The sequence below is a fragment of the Parachitinimonas caeni genome, assembly GCF_030129945.1.
In the GTDB taxonomy this organism is placed as follows: Bacteria; Pseudomonadota; Gammaproteobacteria; order Burkholderiales; family Chitinimonadaceae; genus Parachitinimonas; species Parachitinimonas caeni.
The window spans coordinates 157,046-168,919 of sequence record NZ_JARRAF010000010.1 but is presented as its reverse complement, the minus strand read 5'-3'; the positions used below and the strand labels follow the sequence as shown (position 1 = coordinate 168,919).

General features: G+C 56.4%; 7 protein-coding genes. 3 read left to right on the top strand and 4 right to left on the bottom strand.

Annotation, left to right across the window (positions count from 1 at the left end; genetic code table 11):
* Positions 1-399: 399 nt before the first annotated feature.
* Both PZA18_RS10955 and PZA18_RS10950 read right to left on the bottom strand, forming a co-directional pair.
* Positions 400-3,111, bottom strand: coding sequence for a TonB-dependent receptor (locus PZA18_RS10955; protein ID WP_284100877.1), 2,712 nt, complete (start codon positions 3,109-3,111; stop codon positions 400-402).
* 523 nt (positions 3,112-3,634) lie between these two features.
* Entirely contained in the window at positions 3,635-4,792 is a 1,158-nt protein-coding gene (locus tag PZA18_RS10950) for a patatin-like phospholipase family protein (RefSeq protein WP_284100876.1), read from the bottom strand.
* A 310-nt stretch (positions 4,793-5,102) separates the two neighbouring features.
* Here PZA18_RS10950 and PZA18_RS10945 point away from each other — a divergent pair, with 310 nt between their 5' ends.
* Both PZA18_RS10945 and PZA18_RS10940 read left to right on the top strand, forming a co-directional pair.
* Positions 5,103-6,119, top strand: a complete 1,017-nt coding sequence (locus tag PZA18_RS10945) for a YheT family hydrolase (RefSeq protein WP_284100875.1) — start codon at positions 5,103-5,105, stop codon at positions 6,117-6,119.
* 179 nt (positions 6,120-6,298) lie between these two features.
* The gene (locus PZA18_RS10940; protein WP_284100874.1) at positions 6,299-7,669 is read left to right on the top strand and encodes a phosphomannomutase/phosphoglucomutase; all 1,371 of its coding nucleotides are present in this window, start codon (positions 6,299-6,301) and stop codon (positions 7,667-7,669) included.
* A gap of 89 nt (positions 7,670-7,758) precedes the next feature.
* Here the strand turns inward: PZA18_RS10940 and PZA18_RS10935 are convergent, their stop codons facing one another.
* Together PZA18_RS10935 and PZA18_RS10930 are read right to left on the bottom strand one after the other, a co-directional pair.
* Positions 7,759-8,721, bottom strand: coding sequence for a hypothetical protein (locus PZA18_RS10935; RefSeq protein WP_284100873.1), 963 nt, complete (start codon positions 8,719-8,721; stop codon positions 7,759-7,761).
* A 325-nt stretch (positions 8,722-9,046) separates the two neighbouring features.
* On the bottom strand, positions 9,047-10,546 hold the full coding sequence (locus PZA18_RS10930) for a CoA-acylating methylmalonate-semialdehyde dehydrogenase (RefSeq protein WP_284100872.1): 1,500 nt from the start codon (positions 10,544-10,546) through the stop codon (positions 9,047-9,049).
* A 293-nt stretch (positions 10,547-10,839) separates the two neighbouring features.
* On the opposite strand from PZA18_RS10930, the gene PZA18_RS10925 reads away from it, so the two are divergent.
* Positions 10,840-11,841, top strand: coding sequence for an AI-2E family transporter (locus PZA18_RS10925; protein WP_284100871.1), 1,002 nt, complete (start codon positions 10,840-10,842; stop codon positions 11,839-11,841).
* Positions 11,842-11,874 lie beyond the last annotated feature (33 nt).

The following is an 11,874-nucleotide window of genomic DNA, read 5'->3' as shown; positions in this document are numbered from 1 at the left end:
ATAGTGCGGATTCCCGTGTGAAAGTAGGTCACCGCCAGGCTCCCCTTATAAAGCGCCCCCTCCTCTGATGGTCGGGGCGCTTTGCTTTATACTCCTCCACGGCAATCCCCACTAATAGCCTCTAACCTTTCTCTGCCGCCTGGCGGGGGGCTTGGTAGCGATAGCTGGATTTGCTGATTCCGAACGTCGCGCAGGCCTCTCGGATGCTCTTCATCTACCAGAACTCTCTATTCGAGAAAATTCTACCCCTGATCTCCGCTGTTCTTCGGGGTGATTAGCATCTCACGCTTCGGATAATGCAATGGCAGATTGGGGGGGCCTGACTCTAGCTACAAAGCAAAAGCCGGTACAAGCAATCAACTTGTACCGGCTTTTGCTTAATACAATAAACCTAAATGCTTACTTGAACTGGTAGCTCAGCGAACCGTAAATATAGCGGCCACGAGCGCTGCCATAGCTGGTGTCAAAGCCAAGGTTTGATCCACTGTAGAACGGTGGGTCGCGATCAAACATATTGTCGACACCCAGGCGCAGAGTCGCGTTCTTGAAGCCGGAATAGCTCACTGAAGCATCGAACAGAGTGGAGCTGGCAATTGATACGCCTGCTTCATACTGTCCATAGTTGGCATTGATCGTTTCATTGGGCAACCGGTTGGTTCGGTAGCCTGATGTGTAATTGGCAACTGTATTGATCTTCCAGGCGCCAATGTCCCAATTGATGCCAGCTTTAGCCAACCAGCGTGGATTGCGGAATTCGCCCGCATCACAAGCCCGGTTTCCATCGCAATTTACTTCTGGATCGTCCTTGGTCAGCGTCCGATTGTAACGGCTCAGGTAAGTCCCTTCTCCATACAGACGCACAGTGCCCCACTGATCCAGACGGAATCGCACTGAGCCATCAATATCAAAACCATCGGTAAGTACCTGATCACGATTGATCAGTCCAACGCGGATTTCTTTCAGGCGTCCAGGCTTGGAAGCGAGTTGAGCTTGTTGGGCGGGTGTCAGGCGCTTGAATGCTTCCTCGTCCTCGGTACTCCAGGGATGACGAATGACGGAGTTTTTGTAAGATCCATTTTCGCCAGCCAAGACCGTTTCGGTGTCCAATGAAGAAATACGGTCTTTCCATTCAATGCGCCAGTAGGTCAAGCCCATGCTGCTATTGGCGGTGGGTTCAAAAACAAAACCCAAGTTGAAGGTCTCGGATTTTTCGGGCTTGACGTCTTTGGAGCCCGTTGTAACCGACAGTGCGGAGCCGGTGCAGTCGTCGTCAAACTGATAAGCACCTGGAATGCAGCGGCGACCATCCTTAAGTGCGGCAAAGCCACCACGGCCTTCGCTAAAGGTCTGCGACAGTGTTGGTGCGCGGAAGCCCGTGCCCCATGATGTACGCATCATAAAGTTCTTGAGTGGTGTCCAGCGCAGGCCGATCTTAGGATTGGTTGTGTCGCCAGCAAACTCATACTTGTCGTAACGTACCGCCACTTGGCCTTCCAGTGTTTCCAGGAATGGCAAGTTCAATTCGGAGAACAGGGCGTGTTGTTTCTGGGAGCCAGAAATGCCGCGCAGTATCGAATAGATGCCAATGGCGCCGTCACGCCAAGCCTGAGAGGGGTCATAGCTCAGCTGATCACGCTTCCATTCGGCGCCAACTGCCACGCCAATCGGGCCGCCTCCTAGTTCACCCACTTCGGTGGTTACCTTACCGGTGATGAAGTCGGTCTTTGAATTGGTGTTGACATGATGGTCTGCTGTCAGCTCGCGAATCACATCGGGGGAGTTATGATTGCCGCCGAATGGGTTGTACTTACCTTCTTTCAGGTACTGATGCAGCTTGTCGTGCATGAAAGTACCATAGGTGCGGATATCACCTTTCTCTTCGGCATGCCCGGCCGCCAAGTTCCAGTCAAAGCGACCAATTTGTCCACTACCGCCTGCAACCAGCCAGAGCGTATCGACCTTTGATCTGGTACCGCCTTCATCAGCCTGGAAGAGACGGCGGATTCTGACGTCCTTTCCATACGGGTTGAATTTATTGTCTTTGCTGACGAACAGTACGCTGCCCCGCCCTTCGTCTTGGATCCAGGAAGGGGAGCCTTCGAGCCTGAGATCGTAGTGGTTGACGAAGGCCTGAGCGAACACTGAAACATTGCTGCTGACGTCCCAATTCAACATCCCTACGCCAGTGTAACGCTTGTAGGGGTGAATGACGTCTTCTGACTCCGATACCGCGTACATACAGGCGTTACGGTTGGGTGATGCAAACCACTCGGGCGCATCGGGATAAGGCTGCTTACGATCAGCGCGGCATTCCGGATCAGGCATACGCTGCGAGCCACCAGTAGAGATCGTGCCAGGGTCTGAGCCACGTTGTCCGTAGACGTTCCCTTGGTGCAGGCCATTGGCACGATCGCGGAAATCCGGGCCGCGCGCCCAATCGCGGTCAAATGCATGAACGGCTTTGCGATCTTCAATCGAGAATGTGAAGTTGGCATTGAAGCGATCGGTGTTACGGTCGCCAAAACCCGCAGTAACGGACGCGCGAGTCGTCTGGCCATCACCGTGTGTCGTCTGGCCGTAGTAGGCATTGGCCCCGAAGCCCTGATAGTCCTTGCGCAAGATGAAGTTGATCACACCACCAACGGCATCCGTACCATACAGCGCGGATGCGCCATCTTTCAGAACATCCACACGCTCGATAGCAGCGACTGGGATGGCATTGAGGTCAACGGCGGTTTCACCGCTGTACGAATCAGATCCGGATGCAGGCAACCGATAGCCGTTGAGCAATATCAGTGTTGGCAATGAGCGCAGATCAACACTGGTTGCACCATTACGGAACGAACTGGCTGTCAGCGATTCGCCACCATTACCGCCCGCAGCAGTCAGTTTGCGCATCAACTCGACAACGGTCGTGGCGCCTGAACGATCAATGTCCTCACGGGTCATGATGGTGACGGGCGAAACGGTTTCTTTGGCGATCCGCTTGATGTGCGAGCCGGTAACGGTGATTTTCTCAGGCTTCTGCGTGGCAGGCGCTTCGTCTGCCGCAAAAGCTTGGCCGGCCAAGCCCAGAATACTGATGGCGTAGGCAATGTGCTTCATCTTCATTTCTTGTTTACTCCCCTCGACTGGGTTTGCTAGAAAATGGAATGGCTGCGTAGGTTAAGGGTATGACTGGCGGCTCGCAGAATTTGGCCCCCCTGCGGCAGCCGTCTTATCTTCAAAGCCGCTATACCTTGATTGCGGCTTTCATGGTGTTTTGGGGAATGCCGGGTTGCATGGTGTTGTGATCACAGACGTTTCGCAGCATGTGCAGATTTCTCTGCGATCACGGCACGGGAAATCCCCAACTGACAGACCATAAAGAATGTCTACCAGTTAGGCAAACTTTCGGTATGGCTGGTGCGAGGAGTGCCGTTCAACTCATTGATTTATATTGAGGTGGCTACGTCGCTTTTGTGCCATGCACCATGGCGCTGATTTCACTGTCAAGCGCAGTATTACCTGACTGCATTGGCCGTCAGGGTGAGGGCTTGCTGGCGCTGCACTGCTCGCGTCATTGAACAGCTAGCCCCGTCAGCACCGATTCCCCGCCGTATCGAGGGTTGGGGAGTCCGCTATACCGCAAACATCACATGCACAAGCTGCTATTCATGCAACCTGCCTGCATCCGGTGCAAACGTGCCATGGGAGCGGCGCCAATATGGGTTTGCAGCCATGGCGAAGCAGCCAGTGCTTGCTGCATGTCGGCTTTGCCGGCGTCGCGCCGGCGTTGGATGGACGGCCGGGAAAATTCGGCATCGCTGAATGAGCTTTCTGTGTCGCTCGGTGTGTAGGTGATGTGCACGATATCAATGTGACGCTGAGGCACTTCCAGCATGCCAGCTCGGGCCACTGCAAGGGTTTCAGCGGGGAGCCCGGCCTTGTTTTGTTGCAGAACCTGGCGGATGTTGTGGTTCTGGCAGAGGGTCTCGACTTGAGCATTACGGCTGGCATATTGGATTTGCTTCTGACGCCATGCCACTTCATCCATGGTGCGGGGTAGCGGGCCCGAAGCGCTCCATAGATCCACCATGAATACCAGCAGGTCATCAGTGGCGAGATCGTCCAGCACCGCATTCAGTGGCGTGTTGCTGACACAGCCGCCATCCCAATAGCAGATCCCGTCAATTTCAGTGGCCGGAAAGCCTGGCGGTAAAGAGCCGCTGGCCAATACATGGCGTGGGTCGATCGTCTGATGGTTGGAGTCGAAGAACTCCAGCTCTCCGGTATCCACCCGTGTTGCGCCCAGGCTGAGGCGAGCGCCTTCTCCACGGTTGAGCAGCGCGAAGTCGGCGTGCTCGTGCAGCGTTGCCAGCATTGGGCGAGTGTCGTAGAAGCTGGCCTCGGTGGCTGGGAGATCCTTTGCCAGAACCGGGCTGGGGACGCGGGGGTACCAGAAATTGGGCTGCCCCAGAACCATCGCCTCGGCCACGTTGAACTGGTTGAACATGCGCAGATCGACCCCTTGCAGCATCATTCCCCAACCATCTGGGCGCGAAATGCTTTCCCAGAGCGCTTCCAGCTTTGCCAGTCGTTGCTGTGGCGGGTTGGCAGCAATCACGGCGGCATTGATTGCGCCAATCGAAATGCCCGTTACCCAGTCCGGTTCAAAGCCTGCATCCTTTAATGCTTCATAGGCACCAATGTGGTAGGCACCCAGCGCACCACCGCCCTGGAGCACCAGCACTACCTTGTGTGAGGGGAATGTTGCCTTACTTTGCGGCCTGCGTTTTTCGGATTCTGTCATGATGGTTTCCTCCTGAGGTGTGAAGCATCAACCTGCCAGTCATGGTTATGGCAGGGCCACATGAGGGGCTTGTTGAAGTTGCGTGACACGTATGCCTGGGTGAAGCCTTGATGCCACCGGTTGCTGATGTCGCTTCAGAACAGGTGGATGCCCGTTTGTGGAGTCGGACGTGGCTATTCAAAGCAGATTAGACGATGGCCGAGTGCTGGCAAGAGGAACCTAATCTTTGAGCCCTTGTGGCGCCATCCCCTTGTCAAACCGAGGGCCTGTTGGGATGCTGCAGACAAACCAGTATTCAGAAAGGGAGATCATGCAACTACCACCTTATAGGGCGCCGCGGTGGCTGGTGGGTGGCCATGCGCAGACCATTTATCCGGCGTTGCTATTACGGCCCACCGAGCCGGCCATGCGCCGCGAAAACTGGACAACGCCAGATGGCGATGAAATTGCCGTCGATTGGCTGGGTGATCGTGCCCAGACTCCTGGCGGCGCCCCCCTGGTAGCCATGTTTCACGGGCTGGAAGGCAGTTCCCGCAGCCACTACGCGCTGGCGATGTTTCACCAACTCCTGGCGATAGGTTGGCAAGGGGTGGTTCCGCACTTTCGAGGGTGTGGAGGCTTACCCAATCGGCGACCACGCGCTTATCACGCCGGGGACAGCGACGAGATTGGCTGGATGCTTGGCCGTCTGCGCGCGGTGCATGCCGGTCCCTTGTTTGTGGTCGGCGTTTCTCTGGGTGGCAATGCGCTGGCCAAATGGCTGGGGGAGCAGGGCGCCGCAGCCAGACTGCTGGTCAATGGTGCGGCGGTCGTCTCATCACCGCTAGATCTGGTTGCTGCTGGATCAGTGTTGGATCGCGGATTCAACCGCCGCGTCTATACCCGGAATTTCTTGAGGACACTGCGCCCCAAGACGCTGCAGCACCTTCAGCGATTCAGCGAAGATCTGGCGCGATTGAATGTAGATCCGCAGGAAATCCAAAGGGCCAGTACCTTTCGGGAGTTCGATGATCGGGTCACCGCACCGCTGCATGGCTTTCGCAATGTCGATGACTATTGGGTGCGGGCCAGCGGCAAGCCCTGGCTGCGCCACATCGAGGTACCGACGCTGGTCATCAATGCCCGTAATGATCCCTTTCTGCCCGAGCACGCCTTGCCTTCGCCTGCCGACGTCTCGGCGCAGGTTACTTTGTTGCAGCCGGCGCAGGGGGGGCATGTCGGGTTTGTGGATGGTGGCTTTCCTGGCCGGATTGACTGGCTCCCCCGCTGTCTGTTGACCTTCTTTCAGGCGCATGCGGATGACCAGCGCCGTTCTGAGTATGGCTGACCGGCTCGTCGATGCACCGCTGACGTCTCGGTTAGAAAAGCCCGCAGCGTCATGCAGGATTCGCATGTGCAGGTTGACCGGCCAATCGGAAAGGTGCCAAACGACTGTTTGATTCTGCACTGCAACAAGCGTAGTCTCGGCCGCATCGGGTCAGAACGACCGCACCTTCCGGAGGCTCCATGCCCTCGCTTTCCCCCAATCTGTTCAAGGCCTACGACATCCGCGGCATCGTCGGCAAAACGCTTACCCCTGAGGTGGCTGAAGTGCTGGGCCGTGCCATCGGCACCGAAGCCCTGGTGCGCAAACAGGCCCGGCTTTGTGTCGGCCGGGATGGCCGCCTTTCCAGCGAAGCGTTGGCAGACGCACTGACGCAAGGGGTACTCTCGACCGGGGTGAATGTTATCGATGTCGGCATGGTGCCCACACCACTGCTGTACTTTGCCACGCATGAACTCGGCTGCCACTCCGGGATCATGGTCACCGGCAGTCACAACCCGCCTGAGTACAACGGCTTCAAGATCATGCTGGGGGGGGACACCCTGGCGGGGGAGGCCATTCAGGCGTTGCGCCAGCGCATCGATGCCAGGGAGTTTGCCGATGGGCGCGGTCTGCTGAGTCAGGCCAGCGTGGCCGAAGCTTATTACAGCCGGATCGTTGCAGATATCCAGCTGGATCGCCCGGTAAGTGTGGTGACTGACTGTGGCAACGGTGTTGCGGGGGCGTTTGCGCCAGTCCTCTATCGAAGGATGGGCTGCAAGGTACGCAGCCTGTTCAGTGAGGTGGATGGACACTTCCCCAATCACCACCCGGACCCATCCCGCCCGGAGAACCTGAATGAGCTGATCCATGCCGTCGCGAGCACCGATGCCGAACTGGGACTGGCATTTGACGGCGATGGCGACCGGCTGGGCGTGGTTGGGCGCGATGGCAGGATTCTCTACCCGGATCGGGCCCTCATGCTGTTTGCTGCGGAGGTGCTGGAAAAAAATCCGGGCGCCAAGATTGTCTACGACGTGAAATCAACGCGCCTGCTTGCGCCGTGGATCAAGCAGCACAAGGGCAAGCCTGTGCTATGCCGCACCGGCCATTCCTATATGAAGGCCAAGCAGAAAGAGGTTTCGGCCTTGCTCTGTGGTGAATTGAGCGGTCATGTTTTGTTTGCGGATCGCTGGCCTGCGTTTGATGATGGCATTTATGCCGGTGCCCGCCTGTTGGAGATCGTCGCGCGGGTTGATAACCCGACGGCGCTGTTCAATGCTTTGCCCGATGCCATCAGCACCCCGGAGTTGCAGCTACCTTTAAAGGAGGGTCAGCCCACCGAAGTTATGCAGACCTTGGGCAAGCAGGCAGAGTTTGCAGGCGCCACCGACATCATCAATCTGGATGGGCTCCGAGTGGAGTTTGATGACGGCTTCGGTCTGGTCAGGGCGTCCAATACCACGCCGATGCTGACCTTGCGTTTTGAGGCGGACACGCCCGAGGCGCTTGCCCGCATCCGCAAGGTGTTTTTGGCGCAGATACAGGCGGTATTGCCGGACGCGGTGTTTTAGGCGTAGTGGCCATTCCCGCAAGACAAACTGCCCGTACTCGGACGGGCAGTTTGTGGTGACTTCAAAAGTGCAGCGACTTCAATAATGATTTAGTCAATGACTTCGTGTGGGTCGCGGCAAATCAACGGCGAGTTAGGGCAATCATCCCAGGCTTGTCGATAAGCGGGGTAATTGACAAAACTGAGACTGGTGGTATCGCCAAATGTCACTTTCAGCGAATACATCTGGAATGACTTCTTGAAGCCGTAATACCAGATCTGGTTTTCATCCAAAGCCACTTCGATCTTTTCGCCGCTGATCAGATTGGCAAAACCCTCTTTGATTTTGCTGCTCATGTCCTTGCCGCTGATTGGGTCAAATACGGTGCCGGGCGGAATTATTTCATCCAGCCCAAGAAAATCGCGCGAAGTGGTGGCCAGCTTTTGGTTAAGCGAGTTATAGACCATATCGTGTAATTCTCGGGAGAAATGATCAGAGACGCGATTGGTAATGAGCTGGGTGAAGCCAGGAATATAATCAAGAATGGTGCTGACGCTGACGTTGGTACGGATATCCAGATTTTCGGGAACGGCATTCGATAATTTACCAGTATTCGGATCGTATTCTGCCTTTAACCAGATAGGATTGGAAGAAATCGCCACATCGGCATCAATTGTCCATTTGGCATGAAGATTGGCATGTGCATCCAGTTGCATGCCACCAATCCGGGCAATGATCTTGCCTTTATCGTTGCCTTCCAGCCTGATAACCAGCGGGCCGACCATTTTGAAATTAAATCCCTTCAGCGTCGCCTTTCCTGCAATGGCCTTTTGTACTTCACTTTCCGCCAAAGTGGCTAATGCTTTTTTGTAGGCAAGAATATCGGCGGTTTTGTCGGTAACCTGTTTGATCGTCTGGGTGGGATCAACCAATTTTCGGTTGCTGCCATTTCTACCATATATCAAGGTATAGTCAAAATGGTCGAGTTCTTGCACCCAGGTTGCCTGCGCGCTAATGGGACTTATAAAAAGGGCTGCAATAATGGCGAGTTTGCCAAGTTTGAATTGTCGCATAAGATTTCCTGTTTATTGTTTGATTTGGAATCAGTCGATACCAGTCAATTAGCAATTTTCTGAAAAAGTCTGGCATGACTGGCAACAAAAAGTTGCAGCGATATTTTATCGGATTTCTTGGGGTTTGTTTATATTTCTGCTGCGTAGTGTATGAATATATCGACTGGGCAAGAGTCTCGTGAATGGTTTGATAGGCAATATATCGCCGGCTTGAAAATATAAATCGGCCAAGTCAAAACAAACAGCCCGACCCATCCCGTGTATAAAAAGGATGAGCCGGGCTGTTTATTCAGTGCAGCCCATGACGGGCAGCCTTCGGTGGCTATTAGCGCAGGGTGATGGTGGTATTGACCTTGCCTGCGACCGTTTCGTCATCAAACCAACGGGCTGTAACGGTCTTGGTTTGGGTATAGAAGCGCACCACTTCCTTGCCGTAAGGGCCCAGATCGCCCAGCTTGGAGCCGCGAGAGCCAGTGAAGCTGAAGAACGGGACCGGCACGGGAATCGGCACATTGATGCCAACCTGGCCAGCGTCAATCTGGTTCTGGAACTTGCGGGCCGCTGCACCAGACTGGGTGAAGATGGCCGTACCGTTGCCATAAGGGTTGGCGTTGGTGATGGCAATGGCTTCATCCAGCGTATCCACGGTGATCAGGCACAGCACCGGCCCGAAGATCTCTTCGCGGTAGATCGTCATCTCGGGTTTGACGCCAGAGAAGATGGTCGGGCCAACAAAGTTGCCATTCGGGTAACGGGCAACCTGAGGCTGACGGCCGTCGAGTTCCAGCGTGGCGCCTTCGGCAACACCGGCGGCAATCAGGCTTTCCACCCGCTCTTTGGCGCGCTTGTTGATCAGCGGGCCGACGTCGGTATGGGGTTCCAGACCACCATTGACGCTCAGCTGCTTGGCCTTGGAGACGATCTCTGGAATCCAGGCCTTGGCTTCTCCAACCAGTACGCCGACGGAAATCGCCATGCAGCGCTGACCCGCAGCCCCGAAAGCGGCGCCGACCAGTGCGTTGATGGCTTGGTCTTTGTTCGAATCCGGCATGAAGGTGGCGTGGTTCTTGGCGCCCAGCATGGCTTGCACGCGCTTGCCAGCCTCCGAACCACGGCGGTAGACGTGGGTGCCTACGCCAACCGAGCCGACGAAGGAAATGGCCTTGATATCCGGGTGATCGCAGATGGCATTGACGGCGTCGGGGCCCCCGTGCACAACGTTGAGAACTCCCTTGGGCAAGCCGGCGCGCTGGGCAAGATCGGCCAGCAGCATCGGTGTCATCGGGTCTTGTTCAGACGGTTTGAGAACAAAGGTGTTGCCCAGCACGCAGGCCATCGGGAACATCCAGAGCGGGATCATCGCCGGGAAGTTGAACGGGGTGATGCCCGCGCAGACGCCAAGTGGCTGGCGCAGGGTGTAGGTGTCTACGCCGCCTGCAACGTTTTCAGCAAACTCTCCCAGCTGCAGCGTGCCAACCGAGCAGGCATGTTCAACGACTTCCAGTCCACGGAAGACATCGCCCTGAGCATCGGCCAGCGTTTTACCCTGTTCGGTAGTCAGGGTGCGGGCCAGCTCATCAATATTGTCGCGAATCAGTTGCTGCAACTTCAGGAATACCCGTGCCCGTTGGGCGATAGGCGTGTCGCGCCAGGCCGGGAAGGCACGCTTGGCGGCGGCTACCGCCGCACTCATCTCGTCGGCCGTAGCAAACGGCACGCGGGCTAGCACTTCCTGCGTGGCGGGGTTCACGACGTCGCGCCATTCGTTGGTGCGCGATTCTACGAACTCGCCATCGATCAACAGTTTTACGGTGGAAATCGGCATGTCTCACTCCTGTTTGGTGGGATGTTCTGGCGGTTATTCCGCCTGTCGGGCCGCACACGCCATCGCCGCGGGTAAGCGGTGATGACGGGCTGCCGCCCGTCGCGCCTGCCCGGGTGGCTGTTGGCAGGCGGCGTCCGGGCGCATTGTACGACTACCTCGGCCTGCCCGGCTGGTTGTGATGCGGCAGAGGCCGGGTTTTTTCATTCTTCGGGCATTCGAGCGCTTGCCAGTTGCCCGCTCGCCGTTTATTCGGGCTACGATGTTTGGACCAACCCCAATGACGAGGATTCCAAGTGTCCCCACGCACCATCAATATCGCCAGCTATCTGTTTATCGGGCTTGGGCTGGTTTTTGTCATGTTTGCCCACTTGTTGCCATCGTTGCTGGCCGGTTTGCTGGTTGTCCAGCTGGTGGATATCTTGGCGCCACTGGTTGTTCGGGGGCGGATCGGCGGCCGACCCAAGCTGATTGCAGTCGCCTTCATTTCCAGTCTGGTTGTGATTGCGCTGACGGTGCTGGTCTTGCGTACGACCGCATTTTTTCGCAGCGACTCGGGTAGCCTGCCCGTGCTGATGGTGAAGCTGGCTGAGATCATTGATGGGTTGCGCGGACGGCTGCCGGAAGTCTTGTTGCCCTATCTGCCGGCAGATGTCGGTGAGCTGAAATCTGCCGCGTCCGCCCTGTTGCGACAGCATGCCGGAATGCTGGGTACGGTCAGCAAGGAAGTCGGACTGGTGCTGACGCATATTCTGGTGGGGATGGTGCTGGGGGCGCTGGTTGCGCTGCACGAAGTCAACCCGGAGAAGCGTGTTGGCCCGTTGGCCCAGGCAATCACTGAACGGCTTTCGTTATTGTCGAACGCCTTCCGCGACATCGTTTTTGCGCAGGTGCAGATTGCTGCGGTCAATACCTTCTTCACCTGGTTGTTCCTGGGTGTGGCCTTGCCACTGTTTGGCATTCACTTGCCCATGCTCAAGGTCTTGATTGCCGTGACCTTCTTCGCCGGACTGGTGCCTGTGCTGGGCAACCTCATTTCGAATACGGTGATCGTGATCGTTTCTCTGTCGATCTCCTTTCCGGTGGCGATTGCGGCGCTGACTTTCCTGGTTGTCATCCATAAGGTCGAGTACTTCCTGAATGCGCGTATTGTCGGCTCGCGCATCCAGTCCAGCGCCTGGGAGCTTCTGACCGCCATGCTGCTGATGGAGGCGGCGTTTGGCTTGGCAGGTGTGGTGGCCGCGCCAATCTACTACGCTTATATGAAGCGTGAGCTGATGCGGGTCGAGTTGATCTGAACCAGCAAGGCAGCGAAGGTATTTCAATGCGGG